23 protein-coding genes are annotated in these 21,374 nt (G+C 71.8%); 10 read left to right on the top strand and 13 right to left on the bottom strand.

The features are described from left to right. The 3 genes from COUCH_RS02890 to COUCH_RS02880 are packed head-to-tail and all read right to left on the bottom strand — an operon-like array spanning position 1 to position 2,440. A complete protein-coding gene (locus COUCH_RS02890; protein ID WP_249610554.1) occupies positions 1-459 on the bottom strand; it encodes an SRPBCC family protein in 459 nt (152 codons plus the stop codon). 26 nt (positions 460-485) lie between these two features. Continuing rightward, positions 486-1,607, bottom strand: coding sequence for a fumarylacetoacetase (fahA, locus tag COUCH_RS02885; protein ID WP_249610553.1), 1,122 nt, complete (start codon positions 1,605-1,607; stop codon positions 486-488). Further along, positions 1,604-2,440 (bottom strand): hypothetical protein, encoded by an 837-nt coding sequence (locus tag COUCH_RS02880; protein WP_249610552.1) that lies wholly within the window; start codon positions 2,438-2,440, stop codon positions 1,604-1,606. The genes fahA and COUCH_RS02880 overlap by 4 nt, the downstream gene beginning before the upstream one ends. A 78-nt stretch (positions 2,441-2,518) precedes the next feature. On the opposite strand from COUCH_RS02880, the gene COUCH_RS02875 reads away from it, so the two are divergent. Further along, positions 2,519-3,673, top strand: coding sequence for a homogentisate 1,2-dioxygenase (locus tag COUCH_RS02875; RefSeq protein ID WP_249613540.1), 1,155 nt, complete (start codon positions 2,519-2,521; stop codon positions 3,671-3,673). Between the two features lie 48 nt (positions 3,674-3,721). Here COUCH_RS02875 and COUCH_RS02870 read toward each other — a convergent pair whose 3' ends face one another. Beyond that, positions 3,722-4,945, bottom strand: a complete 1,224-nt coding sequence (locus COUCH_RS02870) for a chitosanase (protein WP_249610551.1) — start codon at positions 4,943-4,945, stop codon at positions 3,722-3,724. 260 nt (positions 4,946-5,205) lie between these two features. On the opposite strand from COUCH_RS02870, the gene COUCH_RS02865 reads away from it, so the two are divergent. Genes COUCH_RS02865 through COUCH_RS02840 form a run of 6 tightly spaced genes read left to right on the top strand, consistent with a single transcriptional unit; the run spans position 5,206 to position 11,827 of the window. After that, the gene (locus tag COUCH_RS02865; protein ID WP_249610550.1) at positions 5,206-6,390 is read left to right on the top strand and encodes an ROK family transcriptional regulator; all 1,185 of its coding nucleotides are present in this window, start codon (positions 5,206-5,208) and stop codon (positions 6,388-6,390) included. Positions 6,391-6,432: 42 nt separating this feature from the next. Then, positions 6,433-7,758: an ABC transporter substrate-binding protein gene (locus tag COUCH_RS02860; protein ID WP_249610549.1), complete on the top strand. Its 1,326-nt coding sequence runs from the start codon at positions 6,433-6,435 to the stop codon at positions 7,756-7,758. Between the two features lies 1 nt (position 7,759). Continuing rightward, the gene (locus tag COUCH_RS02855) at positions 7,760-8,677 is read left to right on the top strand and encodes a carbohydrate ABC transporter permease (protein ID WP_249610548.1); all 918 of its coding nucleotides are present in this window, start codon (positions 7,760-7,762) and stop codon (positions 8,675-8,677) included. Further along, positions 8,674-9,555, top strand: coding sequence for a carbohydrate ABC transporter permease (locus COUCH_RS02850; RefSeq protein WP_249610547.1), 882 nt, complete (start codon positions 8,674-8,676; stop codon positions 9,553-9,555). The genes COUCH_RS02855 and COUCH_RS02850 overlap by 4 nt, the downstream gene beginning before the upstream one ends. Further along, positions 9,552-10,808 carry a 6-phospho-beta-glucosidase gene (locus COUCH_RS02845; protein ID WP_249610546.1) on the top strand — a complete coding sequence of 419 codons (1,257 nt, stop codon included), beginning with the start codon at positions 9,552-9,554 and terminating at the stop codon, positions 10,806-10,808. Before COUCH_RS02850 ends, COUCH_RS02845 begins: the two co-directional genes overlap by 4 nt. Then, positions 10,805-11,827 carry an N-acetylglucosamine kinase gene (locus COUCH_RS02840; protein ID WP_249610545.1) on the top strand — a complete coding sequence of 341 codons (1,023 nt, stop codon included), beginning with the start codon at positions 10,805-10,807 and terminating at the stop codon, positions 11,825-11,827. The genes COUCH_RS02845 and COUCH_RS02840 overlap by 4 nt, the downstream gene beginning before the upstream one ends. Here the strand turns inward: COUCH_RS02840 and COUCH_RS02835 are convergent. From COUCH_RS02835 to COUCH_RS02815, 5 genes are all read right to left on the bottom strand, one after another. Next, on the bottom strand, positions 11,824-12,915 hold the full coding sequence (locus COUCH_RS02835; RefSeq protein ID WP_430640874.1) for a hypothetical protein: 1,092 nt from the start codon (positions 12,913-12,915) through the stop codon (positions 11,824-11,826). The genes COUCH_RS02840 and COUCH_RS02835 overlap by 4 nt on opposite strands. 122 nt (positions 12,916-13,037) lie before the next feature. Further along, positions 13,038-13,229, bottom strand: coding sequence for a hypothetical protein (locus COUCH_RS02830; RefSeq protein WP_249610544.1), 192 nt, complete (start codon positions 13,227-13,229; stop codon positions 13,038-13,040). A 47-nt stretch (positions 13,230-13,276) separates the two neighbouring features. Next, positions 13,277-13,762 carry a 2-C-methyl-D-erythritol 2,4-cyclodiphosphate synthase gene (ispF, locus tag COUCH_RS02825; protein ID WP_249610543.1) on the bottom strand — a complete coding sequence of 162 codons (486 nt, stop codon included), beginning with the start codon at positions 13,760-13,762 and terminating at the stop codon, positions 13,277-13,279. A 5-nt stretch (positions 13,763-13,767) separates the two neighbouring features. Continuing rightward, positions 13,768-14,460, bottom strand: coding sequence for a 2-C-methyl-D-erythritol 4-phosphate cytidylyltransferase (gene ispD / locus COUCH_RS02820; RefSeq protein WP_249610542.1), 693 nt, complete (start codon positions 14,458-14,460; stop codon positions 13,768-13,770). Between the two features lie 48 nt (positions 14,461-14,508). After that, positions 14,509-14,994, bottom strand: a complete 486-nt coding sequence (locus COUCH_RS02815) for a CarD family transcriptional regulator (protein WP_041832964.1) — start codon at positions 14,992-14,994, stop codon at positions 14,509-14,511. Between the two features lie 332 nt (positions 14,995-15,326). Between COUCH_RS02815 and COUCH_RS02810 the strand changes: the two genes are divergently transcribed. After that, on the top strand, positions 15,327-16,100 hold the full coding sequence (locus tag COUCH_RS02810) for a hypothetical protein (RefSeq protein WP_249610541.1): 774 nt from the start codon (positions 15,327-15,329) through the stop codon (positions 16,098-16,100). Between the two features lie 28 nt (positions 16,101-16,128). Here COUCH_RS02810 and COUCH_RS02805 read toward each other — a convergent pair whose 3' ends face one another. The 4 genes from COUCH_RS02805 to COUCH_RS02790 are packed head-to-tail and all read right to left on the bottom strand — an operon-like array spanning position 16,129 to position 19,588. Next, positions 16,129-16,587: a DUF6023 family protein gene (locus tag COUCH_RS02805; RefSeq protein ID WP_249610540.1), complete on the bottom strand. Its 459-nt coding sequence runs from the start codon at positions 16,585-16,587 to the stop codon at positions 16,129-16,131. Positions 16,588-16,597: 10 nt separating this feature from the next. After that, positions 16,598-17,659, bottom strand: a complete 1,062-nt coding sequence (locus tag COUCH_RS02800) for a type III polyketide synthase (protein WP_249610539.1) — start codon at positions 17,657-17,659, stop codon at positions 16,598-16,600. A 44-nt stretch (positions 17,660-17,703) separates the two neighbouring features. Beyond that, entirely contained in the window at positions 17,704-18,861 is a 1,158-nt protein-coding gene (locus COUCH_RS02795) for an acyl-CoA dehydrogenase family protein (protein ID WP_249610538.1), read from the bottom strand. A gap of 10 nt (positions 18,862-18,871) precedes the next feature. Then, positions 18,872-19,588 carry a methyltransferase domain-containing protein gene (locus COUCH_RS02790; protein ID WP_249610537.1) on the bottom strand — a complete coding sequence of 239 codons (717 nt, stop codon included), beginning with the start codon at positions 19,586-19,588 and terminating at the stop codon, positions 18,872-18,874. Positions 19,589-19,634: 46 nt separating this feature from the next. Here COUCH_RS02790 and COUCH_RS02785 point away from each other — a divergent pair, with 46 nt between their 5' ends. Next, on the top strand, positions 19,635-20,471 hold the full coding sequence (locus tag COUCH_RS02785; protein ID WP_249610536.1) for a UbiA family prenyltransferase: 837 nt from the start codon (positions 19,635-19,637) through the stop codon (positions 20,469-20,471). A gap of 105 nt (positions 20,472-20,576) precedes the next feature. Next, the gene (locus COUCH_RS02780; RefSeq protein ID WP_249610535.1) at positions 20,577-21,344 is read left to right on the top strand and encodes a hypothetical protein; all 768 of its coding nucleotides are present in this window, start codon (positions 20,577-20,579) and stop codon (positions 21,342-21,344) included. The last annotated feature ends 30 nt before the right edge of the window (positions 21,345-21,374 follow it).

Raw genomic sequence — 21,374 nt, 5'->3', positions numbered from 1 at the left:
TCAGGCGGCGGCGGCCAGGTCGTCGAGGTCGCGGCGGAGCGCCCCCTCGACCGTACGGGCGGCCAGCCCGCCGAACACCAGCGCCAGGAACCGGCCGGCGGGGGCGGTCGGGGTGCCGTCCTGCACGACGGTGACCATCGTGCCGCCGCGGTGCCGCCCCTCGATGACCGGCACGAACGTGTACGTCATCCGGTAGTCCGCGCCGATGCCCGGCGACACGACCACGAACCGCTCCGGCACGGCGCACTCGCGGACCCGGAACTCCTCGGTGATCTCGCCGCCGTCGGCCATCGTCCGGGTCTCCCGCCACACCGTGCCGGCGTCGAACGGCCCGGGGGTGAGCAGCTCGACGCGGGTGACCGTGGACAGCCACTCGCAGCGGCGGGCCAGGTCGGTGAAGACCCGCCACACCTCGACGACCGGCGCCTCGACCAGCCGGGTGACCGCGACCGTGGACATGATGACAACTTACGGGGAGTCGCGCCTCAGGGACAGACGGTTCCGGACACCTCGCCGAGCCCGATAGTGCCGCCATCTGCACCGGCGGCGGTCGCGCTGATCGTCACGGTGTCGCCGTCGAGCAGGAACCCCCGCGTCGATCCGTCGGCGAGCGTGACGGGCCGGTCCCCGTTCCAGGTGAGCTCGAGGAACGAGCCGGCCTCCTCGCGGGCGGGCCCGGAGACGGTCCCGGACGCGTACAGGTCGCCGGTACGCACCATCGCCCCGTTGACCGTCAGGTGGGCGAGCTGCTGCGCCGCCGTCCAGTACATCTGCGCGAAAGGCGGGGTGCTGACCTGCGTACCGTTCCATTCGACCCGCAGCCGGACGTCGAAGGCCGGTCCCGGCGGCAGCAGATAGTCCTGCGGCACGGGATCCTGCGCCGGCGCCGGCACCTGGGCGAACGCGGACAGCGGCACCACCCAGGGCGACACCGAGGTGGCGAAGGACTTGGCCAGGAACGGGCCGAGCGGCTGGTACTCGAACGCCTGGATGTCCCGGGCGGACCAGTCGTTGACGAGCACCACGCCGAAGACGTGCTCGGCGAAGTCCGCGGTGGCGATGCGCCGGCCCGGCACGCCGACCACGAACCCGACCTCGGCCTCGACGTCGAGCCGCCGGGAGGGGCCGAAGACGCCGGCACCGAGCTGGCCGGCGGGGCGCTCGATGGGCGTCCCGGAGACCACGACCGTCGCGGACCGGCCGTGGTAGCCGATCGGAAGCTGCTTCCAGTTGTCCCGCAGCGGCGGGCTGCCCGGGCGCAGGATCCGGCTCACGTTCGCGGCGTGGTGCTCGGAGGAGTAGAAGTCCGTGTAGTCGGCCACGTCGAACGGCAGGTGCAGCTCGACGTCGCTCAGCGGGATCGCGGGCAGCGTCGGCGCCAGCTCCACGATCCGCGCACGGATGGCGGCCCACTGCGGCCGGCCGAGGGACATCAGCACGTTCAGGGACGGCTGTCGCAGCGCACCGCCCGCGAGGATCAGGTCGTCCGCCTCCGCCCGGGACAGGTCCAGGACCGCGTCGCCGAGCCGTACGCCGATCCTGCGCACGTCGTCGCCGGGGGTGGAGAAGACGCCGTACGGCAGGTTCTCCAGGCCGAAAAGGGTCACTCGTAGCCACCGTTGATCAGGCCGAGCCGGATCAGCTCCGTCACCGGCTCCAGCAGGTTGCCCGTACCGAATCCCACCCACAGCGGCCGCTCGTGGTCGCGCCGGGCGCGGGCGGGCTCCACCAGCGGCAGCGGATGCGTCGCCGCGAGCACCTCGGCCACCTCCGCCACCTCGCCGCCGTCCGCGGCCAGCGTGGCGGCGACCAGCACGTTGAGGAAACCGTGGTGGGCGAAGCCGGTCTCCGGGTCGGTGTGCCGCAGCGCGTGCCGCAGTCCCGCGGCGAGCTTGAACGGCAGGTCCCGGTCCCGGCACGCGCAGATCACCGCGGCCAGCTCGACCGGGGTCGGGAACAGCTCGGCCGCGAGGCCGCCGACGCGGAACTTGGGACGGATCGCCACCCCGTCGGTGCGCGCGGCCGCGACCGTGTCCAGCGCCGCGAGCAGGCCCCAGCTGAGCGGGATCTCGGCGTACACCTGCAGGTCGAGCTCGGTCTCGGCGAGCGTGCGCAGCGCGCCCAGGCCGGGCTGCGGGTCCTCGCCCCGGCGCGAGACCAGCGCCTCGACCTGACTCACGACCGCGCCGGCGGCGCGCATCTTCGCGACGGCGGCGGGCAGGGCGGCGATGGCGGCGTCGTTCACGACACCCACGGCCAGGCCGTCGGCCGCGGCGTCCAGCGACGACGGTACGAGCAGCGCACCGAACATCCCGGCATACCAGGCATCCCGGTGTCTACGGTGCGCGGCGACCGCCTCGGGGACGCTGAGCATGGCCGGCGGAAGCAACGACGCATCGTCCACGAGGCCGGCGAAGAGCCGTGGCACGAGCGTTGACACGAATACTGAACCTAATGGACGCTTCGAGAGCCGGACAACACCGTCCGTAATGTCAGTTTCCTAGGGGTGGTGGCAACGATGCCGTACTACCGCAGCGTCGGGGAGATCCCCCGTAAGCGGCACACCCAGTTCCGCCGGCCGGACGGCGGGCTCTATGCCGAAGAACTCATGGGCCAGGAGGGCTTCTCCTCCGACTCGTCCCTGCTCTACCACCGGTACGCCCCCACGGCCATCACCTCGGCCGAGGTGTACGAGCCACCGGCGGCCCGGCAGTCGCCCAACCTGCCGCTGAAGCCGCGGCACCTGCGTACGCACAAGCTCGACACGGGCCCCGCCGACGCGGTCCTGGGCCGCCATCCGCTGCTCGCCAACGGCGACGTCCGGATCGGCTACGTGGTCGCGGACCGGCCGTCCCCGCTCTACCGCGACGCCGTCGGCGACGAGTGCCTGTACGTCGAGGAGGGCACGGCGACGATCGAGACCACGTTCGGCGCGCTGACCGTGGGCACCGGCGACTACGTGATCATTCCGACGTCGGTGGTGCACCGGATCGTGCCCGACGGCCCGGTACGGCTGCTGACCATCGAGGCGACCGGGCACATCGGCCCGCCGAAGCGCTACCTGTCCGTACGCGGGCAGTTCCTGGAGCACTCGCCGTACTGCGAGCGCGACGTCCGCGGCCCGGGCGAACCCCTGCAGGCCGAGGGCGAGAACGTCGAGGTGTACGTCAAGCACCGCGCGGGCTGGACCCGGCACGTGTACGCCCACCACCCGTTCGACGTGGTCGGCTGGGACGGCTGCCTCTACCCGTGGGCGTTCTCGATCCACGACTTCGAGCCGATCACCGGCCGCGTGCACCAGCCGCCGCCGGTGCACCAGACGTTCGAGGGCCCGAACTTCGTGGTGTGCTCGTTCGTGCCGCGCAAGGTCGACTACCACCCGCTGGCGATCCCGGTGCCGTACAACCACCACAACGTCGACTCGGACGAGATGATGTTCTACACCGGCGGCAACTACGAGGCGCGCCGCGGCTCCGGCATCGAGCAGGGCTCGATCTCGCTGCACCCGTCCGGCTTCACCCACGGGCCGCAGCCGGGCGCGGTGGAACGGGCGATCGGCGCGGAGCACTTCGACGAGCTCGCCGTCATGGTGGACACGTTCCGGCCGCTCGACCTCTGCGACGCGGCCCTGGCCGTCGAGGACACCGCGTACGCCTGGACCTGGAACAGGTAGCGGAAGGGGCGGGCAGCTCGTGGCCGCCCGCCCCTCTCTTTCCCCGGATCAGTTGATGTGGAACTGCTCGCCGTAGACGGCGAAGTCGAGCGGGGTGTTCAGGTCGAAGTTGCCGTTGCGGAGGAAGACCCGCTGGGCGGTGTCCACCCGGCTGGTGTCCGAGTGGGCCTCCTCCTTCTTCATCTCCACGACCCGCTCGTCCAGGAACGCGTTGAGCCACGTGGTCTCGTTGCCGCCCTGCGCCGGCGGCTTGGCCTTCTGCAGGGCGCGGCTGCGGATCGAGCGCATGCCCTCGTAGCCGTGCATGACCGCGGCGTCGTAGTAGGCGAACTGGCCGAGCGCGCGGACGCCGTCGTTCTTGCCGTCGCGTACCGACGGGTTGAAGTAGACGCGGTCGCGTTCCGCCTCCTGGGCCGCCTGGAACACCGGGTCGGCCGCGGCGGTCCGCCAGTCGCGCGGGAAGTTCGGGTCCAGCCCGGCGTGCGAGTCCGTGCCGTTGACCGTACGCAGCGCCGGCAGGTACTTGGCCAGCACGTTGCCCGGCTTCGTGGCGGTGTACGCCTCGACGAGCTCGAGCATGTCGCCCGTACCGGAGCAGAAGCCGATGATGCCCGCGGTGTAGCCCCGGCCGTCGCCGATGTCCTCGATGTAGCTGAACTGCGCCCGCCAGTCGAGCGAGGAGTTCTCGGCGGCCGAGACGATCTGCATCGCCACGTCCTTCTTCGCCGGGTTGTCGAGGCCGGCGCCGCTGTTCTGCGGCGGGGTGGTCGGCGGGGTCGTCGGGGTGCTGGTGCCGCCCGGCAGTGTCCACTTCTGATTGGCGGCGCTGCCGCACGTCCAGATCTGCAGCCGGGTGCCGTTGGCGGAGCTCTGGCCGGTGACGTCGAGGCACTTGCCGGAACCGGTGTTGACCAGGGTGCCGCCGGAGCCGGCGGTCCACTTCTGGGCGCCGGTGCCGTTGCAGTCGTACAGCTGGATCTTCGTGCCGTCGGCCGTGCCGGCGGCGGTGACGTCGAGGCACTTGCCCAGCGCCTTGATCGAGTTGTCCGCGTTGCCGACCGTCCAGGTCTGCGCGTTCGTGCCGTTGCAGTCGTACAGCTGGATCGCGGTGCCGTTGGCGGAGTTGGCGGCGGCGACGTCGACGCACTTGCCGCCGAGGCCCTTGATCGGGCCGGCGGTCGCGGCGCTGGCGGGGAGCAGGCCGTACGCGACGGCCGCTGCGGGGATCAACACGCCGCCGAGGGCATAGGACAGCGTTCTCTTGCGGTTCATGGCGCTCCTCGTGGGGGATGGAGGGGGTGGGCGCGCAGAGGTGACCGTCGATGGCAGGCGCTGGGGATGCCCGCCATCGACGGCGATGAGTGGTCACGCTAGGTCAGTTAAAGTGATTTATCAATAGCCGCCGCAGCGCGGTCACGTGCGCCCTTTCGGGCAAACAAGCGGCCGACGGAAACTCAGTGTTGACTTCACGGGGTGACGGTTCTACGGTCCAGCTAATTGTTAGCCAGCTTGCCAATCACCTCGGAGGCCCGGTGACACGCCTGGCGGGTTCGTCCAAACTGCTGCGCGCCATGAACGCGAGCGCGGCCCTCGGCCATCTGCTCGAGGCGGGCGGTCTGACCCGGGCCGACCTGCGCAAGCTGACCCAGCTCTCCACCCCGACCATCTCCGAGGTGCTGCGCCGGCTCACCGAGGCCGGCCTGGTGACCGTCGTCGGCTACCACAGCGGCAGGCCGGGACCCAACGCGGAGATCTACGCGGCGAACCCGGACGCAGCGTACGCCGCCGCGGTGTCCGTCCGCGACATCGGCGCCAGCGGGGCGCCCTCGGTCGTCGCCGCGCTCTGCGACCTGACCGGCGCCGAGCGGGCCCGCATCGAGCGCCGGGTCGACTTCCTGCGTACCGACCCCAAGACCGCGCTGGTCAAGGTGGTCGCCGACCTGCGCGAGGAAGCCGGTGTGGCGGCCGCGGGCATCCACCACGTCCAGCTCGGCGTCGCCGGCTCGTACGACTCCCGCGCCCAGACCATCCGCCACGTCGACGTGCCCGGCTTCGCCCGCCCCGGCCTGGTGCCGGAGATAGCCGCGGCGCTCGGCACCCGCGTCGGCGTCGACAACGACGTCAACCTCGCCGCGGTCGCCGAGCGTCGCCACGGCGTGGGCACCGACGCCGACGGCTTCGCGCTGATCTGGCTCGGCCAGGAGGGACTCGGTCTCGCCATCGACATCGGCGGCACGCTGCTGCGCGGTGCCCGCGGCGGCGCCGGCGAGATCGGCTACATGCCGCTGTACGCCCCCGACTCCACCCACCGCAAGGTCGACCTGCAGGACCTCGTCGGCGGCGCCGCGGTCCTCGCGCTCGGCCGGGACCACGGCGTGCCGGGGCGTACCCCGCTGGAGGTGGTCCAGGCCGCCGCGGCCGACCCGGAAGCCGGCGAGTTCTTCACCGAGCTCGCCGACCGGGTCGCGGTCGGGCTCGCCGCCGTCATCGCCGTGCTCGACCCCTCGCTCGTCGTCCTGGCCGGACCGGTCGCGCAGGCCGGCGGGAAGACCCTGCTCACGGCGGTCACCACGGCCGTACGCCGCGCCGCGCCGCTCGAGAGCACCATCGCCGTCACCACGATCGACGACGACGCCGTGCTGCTCGGCGCCCTCGACGCCGGGCTCACCGCCGTCCGCGAGGCGCTGATCGCCTCGATCCGCGACGACCAGGCCTGACCACTTCCCCCGCGCACCACCGGCTTCGAGAGGACCCCTCGAGTGAACAAGCGGATACCCCCTGCCCAAAAACCGGTCATCGCCGCCCTGGCGGCGCTGCTGCTGACCGCCGCATGCACCCCGGCACCCAAGGAACAGAAGATCGCCGACCCGGGTACGGAGGTGTCCGGCACGGTCGAGCTGTGGCACTTCTTCACCGAGCGGGAGGCCGCCGCGATCGACACCGTGGTCAAGGACTTCGAGAACAGTCACCCCAAGATCAAGGTGACCGTGAAGCCGGGCCAGGACGACTCGAAGATGACGCAGGCCATCGGCGCGGGCAACGGGCCGGACATCGGGCTGTCGTACTCCACCGACATCGTCGGGAAGTTCTGCTCGTCCGGCGCGTGGGTGGATCTGGCGCCGTACCTCAAGCGCGACAACGTCGACCTGGGGCAGCTCAACCCGACGACCCGGCAGTACACGGAGTTCGGCGGCAAGCGCTGCGCGATGCCGTTCCTCGCCGACGCGTACGGGATGTTCTACAACAAGGACCTGTTCGCCAAGGCGGGCATCGCGCAACCGCCGAAGACCTTGGACGAGCTCACCGAGGACGCCAAGAAGCTCACGGTGAAGAACCCGGACGGCTCCCTGAAGACGGTCGGCTTCCTGCCGCTCTTCGACTTCTACGAGAACGCGGCGGCGCACCTGGCCCCGGCCGTGGGCGCGAAGTGGCTGACCGACGACGGCAAGTCCGCGGTCGGCGCCGACCCGGCCTGGAAGACGCTGCTGACCTGGCAGAAGAACCTCGTCGACTGGTACGGCTACGAGAACCTGCAGAAGTTCCGGGCCGGCCTGGGTGACGAGTTCAGCGCGGACAACGCGTTCCAGAAGGGCCAGGTGGCGATCAACATCGACGCCGAGTACCGGCTCGCGTTCCTCAAGGACCAGGCCCCGAAGCTCACGTACGGCGTCGCGCCGATCCCGGTCAGCGACCCGGCCCGGTACGGCGGCGGCTACGTCACCGGCAACATCGTCGGCATCTCGAAGAACGCCAAGAACCCCGAGGCCGCCTGGGAGCTCATCAAGTACCTGACGACGAACGACGCCACGATCGTCAAGCTGGCGAACTCGCTGAAGAACCTGCCCACGACCACGAAGGCGGTCGCCGACCCCGGCCTGCAGGTGGAGCCCGAGTTCAAGACGTTCATGGACATCTTCGCCAGCCCGAACTCGTCCACCACGCCGCCGTCCGCGTCCGGGCCGGCGTACCAGGAGACGTTCGGGACGTTCGCCACGAACTGGCAGTCCGGCAAGGTCAAGAACCTCGACACCGGGCTCGCCGACGCCGACAAGCAGATCAACAGCGTGATGACGCTGGGCGGCTGACATGCGGCTGCGCCGGAACCTGACCACGTTGTCCTTCCTGGCCCCCGCCCTGATCGGGATCGCGGTCTTCTTCGTCTACCCGCTGCTGTCCGCGGTGTACTTCTCGTTCACCAAGTTCGACCTGCTGACCGTGCCGCAGTGGGTCGGGCTGGCCAACTACCGGCGGATGGCCGACGACCCGTACCTGCTCCAGTCGATCCGCAACACGCTGTGGATGGTCGTGGTCTTCGTCCCGGTACGCATCATCAGCGCGATCGGCCTGTCGATGCTGCTCACCCAGATCAAGCGGGGAGCCGGCTTCTTCCGGACGATCTTCTACCTGCCGGCGCTGGCACCCCCGGTCGCCGCGACCATCGCCTTCGTCTACCTGCTCAAGCCCGGTACCGGCCCGGTCAACACGTTCCTCGGCCACCTGGGCATCGAGGGCCCGCTCTGGTTCAACTCGCCGGAGTGGTCCAAGCCGTCGCTGGTGCTGCTCGGCCTCTGGGGCATCGGCGACATCATGATCATCTTTCTGGCGGCGGTGCTGGGCGTCTCCCCGAGCCTCTACGAGGCGGCGTCGCTCGACGGCGCCAACGCCTGGCACCGGTTCCGCTACGTGACCCTGCCGTCGATCCGCCCGGTGATCCTCTTCGCCACGGTCACCGGCGTGATCTACACGCTGCAGTACTTCGACCAGGCCGCGGTCGCCGGCTCCATCGCCAGCGGCCAGGCGGTCACCGGCGCCGGCATCTCCTCGTCCTTCGGCTTCCCCGAGGGCTCCACCTTCACGTATCCGCTCTGGCTCTACACGGTCGGCTTCCGCTACAACGCGCTCGGCTACGCCAACGCCATGGCCGTCGCGCTGTTCGTGGTCGCCCTCGCCGTGACGGTGATCCTGCTCCGCCGCTCCAAGGCCTTCTCCGGGGAGGACCAATGACAACCCTGCTGGAACGGCCGCCGCGCACGGTCGCGCCCACCGACCGACAGGTACGCCGCCAGAACCGGCTCGCGTGGATCGCCCGGCACAGCCTCGCCATCGTGCTGGCCATCATGTTCCTGACCCCGGTGGGCTACCTGCTCCTGATCTCCGTGATGACCAGTGATCAGGCGCTGACCAGCGACTACTGGCCGAACACCTGGCACTTCGACAACTACGTACGCGTCTTCCAGGTCACCCCGCTGCCGCGGTACCTGCTCAACACGGTGATCTACGCGGTGCTGGCCACCGCCTTCATGCTGCTGTCCAGCGTGCCGGCCGCGTACGCCCTGGCCAAGCTGAGGTTCCGCGGCCGCAACGCGATGTTCCTGGCCGTGATCTGCGTGATGATGTTGCCGCCGCAGGTGGTGACCGTCCCGCTCTACCTGATGTGGGCCCGGTACGGCCTCACCGGTTCCCTGACCCCGCTGATCGTCCCGATGCTCTTCGGCGACGCGTTTTGCATCTTCCTGCTGCGGCAGTTCCTGCTGACCATCCCGTCCGACTACCTGGACGCGGCCCGGGTCGACGGCTGCGGCGAATGGCGGACCCTCATCCGGGTCGTGCTCCCGATGGCCCGCCCGGGCATCGCCGCCGCGGGACTGTTCCAGTTCTTCTACGCCTGGAACGACTACTACGGACCGCTGCTCTACACCAGCGAGAACGAGCGCTCGTGGACGCTGTCGCTGGGCCTCGCCTCGTTCCACGGTGTCCATCACGTCGACTGGAACCTGGTCACCGCCGCCACGGTGCTGGCCATGGCGCCGATCGTCGTCGTGTTCTTCTTCGCCCAGAAGGCATTCGTCCAGGGCGTCACACTCACGGGGGTCAAGGGGTGAAGATCGCTGTCGTCGGCGGCGGGTCCACGTACACGCCGGAGCTGGTGGACGGGTTCGCCCGGCTCGGCGAGAAGGTGTCCGAGCTGGTGCTCATCGACCCGGCGGCGCCCCGCCTGGACGTGGTCGGCGCCTTCTCCGCGCGCATCTTCCGGCACTACGGCCACCCCGGAAAGGTCACCTGGACCACCGACCTCGACGCCGGCGTCACCGACGCCGACGCCGCGGTGATCCAGCTGCGCGTCGGCGGGCAGGCCGCCCGGATCAGCGACGAGACCTTCCCGCTGACCTGCGGCTGCGTCGGCCAGGAGACCACGGGGGCGGGCGGGCTGGCCAAGGCTCTGCGTACGGTTCCCGTCGTGCTCGACGTCGCCGGGCGCATCCGGGCGCGCGCCAAGCCGGGAGCGTGGATCGTCGACTTCACCAACCCCGTCGGCATCGTCACCCGTGCCCTGCTCGACGCCGGCCACAGGGCGGTCGGGCTGTGCAACGTGGCGATCGGCTTCCAGCGCCGCTTCGCTGCCCTGCTCGGCGTCGAGCCGTCGGCCGTCGTCCTCGACCACGTCGGCCTCAACCACCTGACCTGGGAACGGGCGGCCTATGTGGACGGCGTCGACCGGCTGCCCGGGCTGCTGCGCGAGCACCTTCCCGAACTCGCCGCCGAGGTGGAGCTCGACCCCGCGGTGCTCACGGCGCTCGGCAACGTGCCGTCGTACTACCTCAGCTACTTCTACGCGCACGACCAGCACGTACGGGCCGCGGCCGGCGCGCCCACGCGGGGCCGGCGGGTCGCCGAGATCGAGGCGACGCTGCTCGAGATGTACCGCGATCCGGCGCTGGAGGAAAAGCCTGCGCTGCTCGGCGAGCGCGGTGGGGCGTACTACTCCGAGGCGGCCGTCGGACTGATCGCGGCGCTGCACGGCCACGACCCCGACGGCGTGCACTCGGTCAACGTCCGCAACAACGGCACACTGCCGTTCCTCGACGACCGGGCCGTCATCGAGGTCTCCGCGCGGGCGGCCCAGGACGGCCCGGCGCCGCTGCCGGTCACCCCGCTCGCGCCCGACCTGGCCGGACTGGTCTCGCACGTCTCCGGGTACGAGGAACTGGCGCTCGACGCAGCCCTGCGCGGCGGACGGCACCGGGTGTACCGCGCGTTGCTGGCCCATCCGCTGATCGGCCAGCACGAGCGGGCGGAGAAGCTGACCGACGAGCTGCTCGCCGCGGGTGCCCGGCACCTGGCCTGGGCTCGATGAGCGGGCTCTACCTGGCCGTGGACGGCGGCAACTCCAAGACCGACGTCGTCCTCGGCACGGCGGACGGCCACGTGCTCGGCTTCGTCCGCGGTCCGACGACGTCGCCGCACTCGATCGGGCCGGCCGGCACGCTGCGGGTTCTCGACGAGCTGATCACCGCCGTACGCGCCGAGGCCGGCCTGGCACCCACCGAGGCGATCGACGTGGCCGCGGTCTACCTCGCCGGAGCGGACCTGCCGGTCGAGGTGGAACGGTTGCACGCCGCCATCTCGGGGCGCGCCTGGAGCCGGGCGACGATCGTGGACAACGACTGCTTCGCCCTGATGCGCGCGGGCACGTCACTCCCGGACGCGGTCGCCGTGGTCTGCGGCGCGGGCACCAACTGCGTCGGACGGGCCGCGGACGGCCGTACGGCCCGCTTCGTCGCCCTGGGCCCGATCTCCGGCGACTGGGGCGGCGGCCACGACCTCGCCGAGCACACCCTGCGCCTGGCCGCACGGGGTGAGGACGGCCGCGGCGAACCCACCGCGCTCTCCGCCGCGGTCGCCGCCCACTTCGACCGGGCAGACGTCGAACAGGTCAGCATCGGCCTGCACCTCGGCGAGATCGACCCGCTCCGGATCCGCGAACTGGCCCCGCTGCTGTTCGCCGTGGCCACCGCGGGCGATGCCGTCGCCGACGGGCTGGTACGCCGGCAGGCCGAGGAGATCCTCGGCCAGCATCGGGTGGCCGCGGGCCGGCTCGGGCTGCTGGGCGTGCGGCACGCGCTGGTCCTGGGCGGTGGCGTACTGCACGCCCGGCACCCCGTGCTGCACGACAGAGTGGTGGCGGGCGCCCACGCCCAGGCGCCGCTGGCCGAGATCGGCGTGCTCGACTCCCCGCCCGCCGTGGGCGCGGCGCTGCTGGCCCTCGACGCTCTGGGCTGCCATCCGGCCGCCGAGCAACGTCTGCGCGCGAGCATGCGCCGCCTCGTACCCACCACGGCGGTGCCCGCGGTGGCGCTCGGGAACGTCGGCTAGGCGCGCTGCGTCAGCACCATCAGTTCCGCGACGGCCGCCAGCACCATGGCCGCGACCAGGGGCGCCAAGCCGCCGATCACCGCGTACAGGACGAGCAGCGCGGGGGCCAGGACGGCCGCGTACACGGCGAGGACCAGCCTCGGCGCGGTCGTCCGGGCGCGGCGCAGCACCGTGCCCAGCGGCTCGGGGCGTACCTGCCGGGTCAGCCACACGACGAGCCCGGCCAGCAGCACAACGCCGATCATCCCGGCCCACATCCGTGCAACGCCCGCGCTCGACAGCGTCATCACGGCGCTCAGCACCGCCGCGATCATCACGCCGTTGGCGCCGAACAGGACCGCCTGCCGCAGCGCAGCAACCGTGACAGCCGAGCGGTCCAGCACCGGACCCACCGGCGGAGTCACGTCCACCGGCTCCACGGTGGGCTGCTCGGTCTCGGCCGGCGCCAGCGTCGCCTCGTCCGCCAGCGTCTCCAGGGCCTGGGCCCACCGCCGCCGCTCCAGCCGGACGAGGCCGACGTCGCGCTGGGCGTCACCGATGGCCGGATCGAGGTCAAGCGCCTCGGTGTACCCGCGCTGCGCCAGGTCGAACAGCCGCAGCCGGGCCGCGACGACCGCGAGCACAAGGTGTGCCTCGGCGTCCCGCGGAGCCAGTCGTACGCCGTTCCACGCCGCGTTCAGCGCCGCCTGGCCGTTCCGCGACTCGCTGAGCAGGGCGGCCCCCGTACGCTGCGCGAACGCCTCCTCGGGCCACCGGGTGAGGATCTCCCCCGCGACCTGCGCCGCCTCCCCGAAGCGGCGCTCGTCGGTCAGCGCCATGGCCCGCACGACCAGCGGCTCGATCATCCGGGGAGCGACGGCGACCGCCCGGTCCGCCGCCGCGAGCGCGTCCACCGGCTGCCCGGCCGCGACATGCAACCGCGCCAGCGTCGTCAACAGCCCCGCGTCGGCGGGCGCGGCCGCCAGCCCGGCGGCGATGTCCGCGGCGGCCTCGTCGTACCGGCCGAGATCGGCCATCAGCAGAGCCCTCTGGCGGTACTCCTCGGGGGTCGTCTCTGGATCGGACTGGGAGGTGGGCTCGCTCGACACCCGTCGAGCCTAGGCCGTCCCCGGCGAGATCACCCGGTCCGAGACGATCACATGGACCGGCGACACGACTCCGGGGCGCCCGTGACGAACAGCCCAGCCACGCCCGGCGAGCTGATGTCGGGTCACTCGCCGGGCGTGCTGCCGTCCCGGCTCGAGCGCTTACGGCGATTGACGACAACATCGGCGATCACGATCGGAACCACTGCTGCCACGCCCATGGCCACCAATGCCCAGAAAGGGAGGTCGACCACTGCGCCGAAGACGACCAGCGCGACGAGCACCACCAAGTACAGAAGGTAGAGGCGTCTCGGCATGGCAATGACCGTATCGGACGATAACGGATAAATGAGGTGGTCGGCGATCAGGCCGGCTCGGCCGCCGGGCGGTGGATCAATGCGGTGGCGATCGCGGCCAGCCCTTCCCCACGGCCGGTCAGCCCCAGCCCGTCGGTGGTCGTGCCCGATACCGTGACGGGCGCGCCGACCGCCGCGGAGAGCACCTTCTGCGCCTCGTCCCGGCGCTTGCCGATCTTCGGCTTGTTTCCGATGACCTGGATCGCGACGTTGCCGATCGTCCATCCCTGGGCGCGGACGCGACCGGCCGTCTCGCCGAGCAGGGCCACCCCGGCGGCCCCGGCCCACTCGGGTGCCGAGGTGCCGAAGTTGCTGCCGAGGTCGCCGAGCCCGGCCGCGCTGAACAGGGCGTCGCAGGCGGCGTGCGCGGCGACGTCGGCGTCGGAGTGGCCGGCCAGTCCCGGCTCGCCCGGCCACATCAGGCCCGCCACCCAGCAGACCCGGGCCGGGTCGAAGGCGTGTACGTCCGTGCCGATGCCGATGCGCTGGTCCACGGCCGTCAGGCTACGCGGAGCAGCGCCTCCGCGATCACCAGGTCCAGCGGCCGGGTGATCTTCATGGCGAACTCGGAGCCCGGTACGCACACCACGGGCGTCCCGGTCTTCTCGACCATGCCGGCGTCGTCGGTGTGCGCGTCGAGCCCGGCGCGGTGAGCGGCGGCCAGCACGTCGTGCCGGAACCCCTGCGGCGTCTGCACGCTGCGCAGCACCGACCGGTCAACCGTGCCCAGAACCGTCTCGCCGGGGCCGACCTCTTTGACGGTGTCGACGACCGGGAGCACCGGGATCACCGCGGGGCTGCCGTCGCGTACGGCCGCGGCGACCGACTCCACGAGCTCGGGGGGTGTCAGCGCGCGCGCCGCGTCGTGCACGAGCACGATTCCCACCGACGCCGGTACGGCCGCCAGCATCGCCGCGACGGAGTCCTGCCGTTCGGCGCCGCCCGCGACCACGACGACCGGGGCGACCGGGGCGAGCAGCTCGCGGACGGCCTCGACCTCGGCGGCCGGCGCGGCGACGACGATCAGGCGGACCGAGGGGGCCGCGGCCACCCGGCGGATCGCGTGCACGAGGAGGGGTTCACCGGCGAGCAGGCGCAGGGCCTTCGGCGCGCCCGGGCCGAGCCGCACGCCCGAACCCGCCGCAGGAACAAGGACCGCGACGTCACCGCGAGCATTGAGCTGCGCGGTCACGTCGCGGTCCTCGGTTTCGCCTGGTGGTGCTGAGAGGTGGTGGAGACGTCAGGCCTCGGTGAGCACCTTGTCGAGGAGGACTTCCGCCTCGTCCTTGGTGCTCTTCTCGGCGAGGGCCACCTCACCGACGAGGATGTCGCGGGCCTTGGCGAGCATGCGCTTCTCCCCGGCCGAGAGACCACGCTCACGCTCGCGACGCCAGAGGTCACGAACAACTTCGGCGACCTTGAGCGGGTTGCCGGAGGCGAGCTTCTCGAGATTGGCCTTGTAACGCCGCGACCAGTTGGTCGGCTCCTCGGTGTGCGGAGCGCGGAGGACGTCGAAGACCTTGCCCAGGCCTTCCTCGCCGACCACTTCGCGCACGCCGACGATCTCGGCGTTCTCAGCGGGCACGCGGACCGTCAGGTCGCCCTGGGCGACGCGGAGGACGAGATACTGCTTCTCGACGCCCTTGATGGTCCTAGTCTCGATTGCCTCGATGAGTGCGGCCCCGTGGTGGGGGTAAACAACGGTCTCGCCGACACTGAAAACCATAGGTTCGAAACCCCTTTCGCTGTGTCTAGGGTAACACGCTCAGGCAGCGATGTCCCACCCTGGCCGTGACTGTTAGTGCAGCTCAGAGGCCCTGTGAGCCGTCTTTCTACCGCTTGACATGCGAGCGAATAGCTGCCTCAGTAACGCAGGGTGATGACACGGTGACCACTCGACCCAACGAGTCGGAAATTCCGGTCCTGGCGGTTTTGCGAGGTCAAGCTTATCGCTAGTGACCCGGCAGGCCGACCACTGGCGGCCGAGCCACTGCTTGGGGGAGGCTGGACGCAGGTCCCCGCAGCACGTGAGACTCTGCGCAGAGGGGAGGGCGAGGCGTGGGCAGCTTGAGCGACAACGGTGGCAGCTGGCCGGACGGCGGTTCCGCCGACGGCCTGCCCGGTCTGCCCGAGGAGTGGGGCGTCATCGTCGTCCCGGACGACCTGTCCGAGCTGTCCGACGAGGTCACGGCCATCCAGGCCGAGCTGCACCGGGACCGGCGGCCCGCCACCCGCTGGGAGCGCTTCACCGACCGGCCCGCCGTGCGCGTGCTGCGCCGTCTCGGCAACGCCGGCCTGCGGGCACCGGTGCTCATCATCTCGATGGCGATCCTCGTGACGATCGCCAGCCTCTTCGCCTCCGCCTGGCCCGGGCCGTCCCGTCCGCCCGCCACCCAGCGCACCGCGAACACCACCGACGACGGCGCGGAGATCCTCCCGGCGCTCGAGCTCCGGGGCGCGGACGGGCAGATGGTCACGCTGAACGGGCAGCTGCCGGCGGTCATCCTCGTCACCGACCTGTGCGAGTGCGGCGAGCTGGTCGCGGCCACCACCTCGGCGGTGCGGGCCGACACGACCGTCGTGACGGTGGTCAGCGGCCCCGGTTCGGCGGTGCCCGCGCTGATCCCGCCCACCAATACGACCCCCCAGGCGCAGGGCAAGACGGTGCGCGCCATGCGCGATCCCACCGGCGAGCTGCGCTCGAGCCTCGATCTGGGCGCCCCGGACGGCACCGCGGCGGTCCTGCTCGTCAACCGTTCGGGGGAAATCGTCCGCAAGATCCCCCGGACGGCGTCGATCACCGACTTCCAGCCGGACCTCGCCCGCCTCTGACGGAGCGTGACGATCTCGGCCCTGACGCTCAGTAAGAACCGGACCGGATCAGCCGCCATCGGAAGACCGAAGGTTCCCGCGTCTCGGCCGACACCACCATGTAGAAGGCCTCCGCCAGCGCGACCGTGAACTCCACCGTCTGCGGCCGCTCCCGCGCGCACCGGACGGCGCGGCCCGAGTCGTCGGAGGTCGTGCTGAGGCGTACGCGCAGCTGGCCCTCACCGACGCAGGCCAGGGCGATGGCGTAGGAACCGCTGCGGACCGCGGTGTTGCGCTCCTCGTGGCCGCCGGCGCCCAGGACCAGCGTCTCTGCCTCCGCCTGCACCGGCACATCGGGCAACAGGGCTTCGAGCGTACGGCGTGCCTCGGCGATCCCCTCGGCCTCGCCGGTGTCCGGAGCCGTACGGACGAACCAGAACCCGCCCGCCAGAGCGAGCAGGAGCGCAAGGGCGTACAAAGTCACGCCTTGCGCGCGTTCCCGGGTCACCCGACCCAGACTAGAACTTTTCCAGCAGGACGCCGTACAGGGTGAGGCCGGGACCGAACGCGAGCATGACCACGCGCCGCGGCGGCTCCGCCCGCCGGCGCAACTCCTCCAGCGCAAGCAGCACCGTCGGCGACGAGCAGTTCCCGTACGTCGACAGCACCTCCCGCGACGCCGCCATGTGCTCGTCGGTGAGCCCCAGCCGCTCCTGCACCACGTCGAGGATCTTGGGGCCGCCGGGGTGCACCGCCCAGCCGTCCACGTCGCCGACGACCAGGCCGTTCCGGCCCAGCAGCTCGTCCACGAGGCGGCGTACGTGCACCGACAGCACGTCAGGGACCTGCGGGGACAGGCCCATGCGGAAGCCCAGGTCCGTGACGTCCCAGGTCATGTGGCCGGCCGTGGTGGTGTCCGTGAGGGCGGCCACGTCGCTGAGCCCGTACCCGGAATCGGATCCCGGAGTGAGCACGACGGCGGCCGAGGCGTCCGAGAAGAGCGCGTGCGAGACGATCTGCTGGATGTCCACCCGGGTGTCCGGCGGCTGCAGGTGCAGGCTGGTCAGCTCGGTGCAGAGCAGTAGCGCGGGCAGGCCGCGCGCGGCCACGAAGTCGGCCGCCGTGCCGAGGCCGGGCAGGGCGGCGTAACAGCCCATGTGCCCCACGAAAAGGCGCTGGAGCTGCGCGGACATGCCCATGTCCCGGGCGAGCAGGATGTCCAGCCCGGGGGTGGCGTACCCGGTGCAGGAGCAGACGGCGAACAGGCCGATCTCGTCGGCCGCGACGCCGGCGTCGGTGAGCGCGCGGCTGACCGCCTCCTTGCCCAGCGGCACCGCCTCGACCTGGTAGCGGCGCATCCGGCGCTCGGTCGACCAGTCCGACACGTCCTCCAGCAACGGGCTCACCGCCGCCTGCCGGGTCCGCACGCCGGAGTTCTCGAAGATCCGTTTGGCGAGGCCGCGACGGCCGCCCGCCGCGTAGTGCCGGGCGAAATAGCCCTCCCACAGGTCGTCCTGCGCCGTTGCCGGCGGCAACGCGACGCCGAGACCGGCGATCGCCGGCTGACCGTTCTTGTGCACTTGTGCCTCCCCAGGCCGACCCCCTTGATACCCGCGCAGGCCGATCACCAACGTGGGGCGGTGCCTTCCGAATCCGGGTCGCCGCCGAGCGCCTCGACGCCGAGCCAGTCCGCGCACACGTCGGAGGTGGCGGGTTGCAGGGAGCCGGCCCGCGCGTCGCGGTAGAGGCGTTCCAGGGGATGGCCGCGGCGCATCGCCGAGGTGCCCGCCGCCTCCAGCATGGACGCGGCCACCTCGGCGGCCGTCGTACCGGCCGTCAGCTTCGCCCGCCACACCCAGCGGTTGGTCTCGGTGTCGCCCGGCTGCTCGTCGACCCGGCGCGCGGCCTCCATGACGGTCAGGTGGGCGGCGGCCACGGCGGCGTCGGCGCGGCCGATGCGGGCGCGTACGGCCGGCAGATGCCCGAGCTTGCGCGCGTTGACGTGCTCGACGGCGGCGTCCACGGCCGCGCGGGCGACCCCGACGTACACGGCCGCGTAGCTGGCCACCATCCAATGCGGAGCCAGCTGCGCCACGACGAGCGCCAGGCCCTCGACGCCGCCGAGCAGTGCACCCTCGGGCACGGTCACGTCGACGTGCACGTCGTGCGACCCGGTGGCCCGCATGCCCAGGGCGTCCCAGGTCGGCTCGACGGTCAGCCCGTCTCCCGCCGGCACCAGGAACTGCGAGACCTGCGAGGGATCCGCCGTGCTGCGCGCCGCCACCAGGTACGCATCCGCGTGGCCGGCACCCGAGCAGAACGTCTTGGCGCCCTTGATGCGGAAACCCTCGGGCGTCCGCTCGTACGTGGTCGACATCTGCGAGAGCCGGGATCCCGCGCCGCGCTCGCTCATCGCCACGGCGTACCACTTGCCGTCGGCGGCGTCGCGCAGATAGCGGTCACGGGCCTCGAGCGCTCCCGGTGGCAACCCGAGCGCGTCGGCGAGCTCGTCGGTCACGCCGCTGAGTGCGCCGGTGACCGAGGCGTGCATGTTGAAGACCAGGGCCGTGGCGCCGTTGCCGCGCGCCAGCTCGTACGCGACCGCGGCGTAGTCGGCGAAGCTCGCGCCCCTGCCGCCCAGCCGTTCCGGCGCCATCAGCCCGAACAACCCCGAACGGCGCAGGTCGGCGAAGTCGTCGGCGGGGAAGGAGCCGTCCCGGTCGTGCGCGGCGGCCCGGGCCGCGAACCGGGGCGCCAACCGCCTGGCCTCGTCGACTGTCATGGCGTCTCCCTCACCCTGATTTGCGGCCCATGCCCTGGTAGAGCACCTGCGTGGAGCGGGTCGGCACCATCCGGCCCAGCCGGCTCGGCCGCGGGCCCGACGGCAGGAACAGCCAGCGGATCAGGCCCGGGACGCCCGGCCGGACCCCGCGGACCCGCAGGCGTACGCCGTTCTTGGCGCAGTGGGCCGTCAGCTCACCGGGATCGACGAACAGCTCCGGATCATGGATGCCCGCCGGCGCGGCCCTGAACCGTTCGCCGAGTGTGATCGACACGAAGCGGCCCATCCGGGTCGCGTTGATGGTGTCCAGCACCAGCAGGCCGCCCGGACGCAGCACCCGGCACAGCTCCGCGACGGTGGCCGGCATGTCCGGTACGTGCTCGAGGATCTCCCCCGCCACCACCACGTCCGCGGACTCGGTCGCCAGCGGCAGTGCGGCGACGTCGCCGGTCACCGCGGCCACCCCGCGCGACGCAGCCTGCTCCAGGCCGGAACGGCGCAGGTCGATGCCGACGTGGCGGTAGCCGAGGGACTCCACGTGCGGGGTGAGCAGGCCGCCACCGCAGCCCGCGTCCACCAGGACCGCGCCGGGATGGGGCGCCGGCGGTACGAGGGCGGCGCGGGCCTCGGCGAGCCAGTGCAGCATTTCGAACCCGCCGCCCGGACGCCACCATTCGCCGGCCAGGTCGTCGTACTGACGCGGATCGTTGCGCGGGAGCGACGGCATGTGATCGAGCGTGGCACGCGCGGGCCGCAACCACCACACTGCTTCCATGTTCCGTCCCGTCGCACTCCTCAAGGCCTCGCATCCGGAACCCGGCGCGGCCGTGACGCTCGCCATGGCCCTGCTCGCCATCGGGGTCGGCCACAGCGCCCGGGGCGTGGCCGGGGTGGCGGCCGCGATCGGTGCTACGCAGCTGTCGGTGGGCTGGGTGAACGACTGGCTCGACGCCGACCGGGACCGGGCCACGGGACGGACGGACAAGCCTATCGCGTCGGGGGCCGTCTCCCGGCGTACGGTCGGCATCTCGGGTCTGATCGCCTCGCTCGCCGTGCCGCTTCTCGGCCTGCCCTTCGGCGCCACCGCGACGCTGTGCATCACGCTCGTCGGCGTCTTCGCCCTGCTCTACGACTGGCCACTCAAATCGACGCCGCTGTCGGTCGTGCCGTACCTCGTGGCGTTCGGGCTGATGCCGGCGTTCGTGGTCCTGGCCCTGCCGGGCCACCCGTGGCCGCCGGCGTGGCTGGTCGCGGCCGGTGCGCTGCTCGGCGGTGGCGCCCACTTCGCCAACGTCCTGCCCGATCTCGCCGACGACGCCGCGACCGGCGTCGTCGGCCTCCCGCACCGGCTCGGCGCGGCCTGGTCCCAGGTCGCGGCCGGCGGCCTCCTGCTCGCCGCGACGCTCACCCTGGTCTTCGGGCCGGCCGGCCCGCCGACCTGGCCGGGTGTCGCCGCCGCCGCAGCCGCCGCCGTGGTCCTTCCCGCCGGCTGGTACGCGGGAAAGAAAGCGCTGAAACGGGGTACGAGGCAGGTGGCCATGTTCCGATCCGTCATCGTCGTGGCGCTGATCGACGTCGCATTGCTGGTCTTCAGCGGGCGCGTCGTCTGAGCCGGCGGCCAGGACAGGCGCTGGATGGCCGGGTCGGCGCACGCGCCGGATCCCGGACCTCTAGGCTGATCGGCGGAGGATTCTCGATTCACTTGGAGGACTGTGATGCGCTCGCTGGGAACCCGCCGCGCCGTTCTGGCCACGGGTGTCGCCGCGGTGGCCGCGATCGCGCTCGCCGCCTGCAGCGCCGGGCAGGTCGCTGAGACAGCCCTCAAGAGGCCCTCCAACGCGGGCGTCAACGCCGACAACGCGGACCGCAGCGTCTTCATCCGCAACCTCTCGGTGCAGTACCCGGGCGTCGAGGGGTATGCGGCGGGCGAGGACGCGCCGCTGGAGCTGGGCATCTACAACCAGACCAGGGAGCCGATCACGGTCCTGATCAGCAGCCAGCCGTACGCCGGGCCGAGCACGAGCCCCGGCGTCGTGTCCGCACGGCAGATCGGCCTGTCCGGTGCCGGCTCGGCGACCCCCTCGGCGCCCGGCTCGGCGATCCCGGAGCCGTCCGGCAGCCGCCCGTCCGACACCGAGGACAACCAGAACAGCGACCAGCTCCCCACGCCGGACCCGAGCACCAACCCCTCCCCCGGCGAGTCGGCGGCCGCGCCGTCCACCGCGCCGGGCGCGTCGGTGCGACCCGCGCGGATCGAGATCGGACCGCTGGGCTCGGCCACCTTCCAGCCGGGCGACGCGGAGCAGCTGGTCGCCGTCGGCCTCACCGGAAAGCTCGTGCCGGGCAGCTCGCTCAACCTCGTCTTCGAGTTCAGCAACAACGCCGCGCCGCTCACCGTGCAGGCCCCGGTCAGCGTCCCGCAGTCCCCGGCGTCGCGCGCACCGGGCAACCCGAACGAGAACATGGGCGGCGAGCACAAGTAGGAGACGCGGGTTTGTCATACCGCCCGGCTA

Origin of the sequence: Couchioplanes caeruleus, assembly GCF_023499255.1 — a bacterium.
GTDB classification, from domain to species: Bacteria; Actinomycetota; Actinomycetes; order Mycobacteriales; family Micromonosporaceae; genus Actinoplanes; species Actinoplanes caeruleus_A.
Note: the sequence above shows the minus strand (reverse complement) of the source record. Positions and strands in the feature narration are given on the sequence as shown.

Excerpts from the sequence above, each read along its gene's own strand:
- COUCH_RS02795 (WP_249610538.1), bottom strand. The coding sequence starts at position 18,861 with ATGACAGTCGACGAGGCCAGGCGGTTGGCGCCCCGGTTCGCGGCCCGG.
- COUCH_RS02890 (WP_249610554.1), bottom strand. The coding sequence starts at position 459 with ATGTCCACGGTCGCGGTCACCCGGCTGGTCGAGGCGCCGGTCGTCGAG.
- COUCH_RS02815 (WP_041832964.1), bottom strand. The coding sequence starts at position 14,994 with ATGGTTTTCAGTGTCGGCGAGACCGTTGTTTACCCCCACCACGGGGCC.
- COUCH_RS02780 (WP_249610535.1), top strand. The coding sequence starts at position 20,577 with ATGCGCTCGCTGGGAACCCGCCGCGCCGTTCTGGCCACGGGTGTCGCC.
- COUCH_RS02790 (WP_249610537.1), bottom strand. The coding sequence starts at position 19,588 with ATGCCGTCGCTCCCGCGCAACGATCCGCGTCAGTACGACGACCTGGCC.
- COUCH_RS02840 (WP_249610545.1), top strand. The coding sequence starts at position 10,805 with ATGAGCGGGCTCTACCTGGCCGTGGACGGCGGCAACTCCAAGACCGAC.
- COUCH_RS02830 (WP_249610544.1), bottom strand. The coding sequence starts at position 13,229 with ATGCCGAGACGCCTCTACCTTCTGTACTTGGTGGTGCTCGTCGCGCTG.
- COUCH_RS02870 (WP_249610551.1), bottom strand. The coding sequence starts at position 4,945 with ATGAACCGCAAGAGAACGCTGTCCTATGCCCTCGGCGGCGTGTTGATC.
- COUCH_RS02855 (WP_249610548.1), top strand. The coding sequence starts at position 7,760 with ATGCGGCTGCGCCGGAACCTGACCACGTTGTCCTTCCTGGCCCCCGCC.
- COUCH_RS02850 (WP_249610547.1), top strand. The coding sequence starts at position 8,674 with ATGACAACCCTGCTGGAACGGCCGCCGCGCACGGTCGCGCCCACCGAC.
- COUCH_RS02785 (WP_249610536.1), top strand. The coding sequence starts at position 19,635 with ATGTTCCGTCCCGTCGCACTCCTCAAGGCCTCGCATCCGGAACCCGGC.
- COUCH_RS02875 (WP_249613540.1), top strand. The coding sequence starts at position 2,519 with ATGCCGTACTACCGCAGCGTCGGGGAGATCCCCCGTAAGCGGCACACC.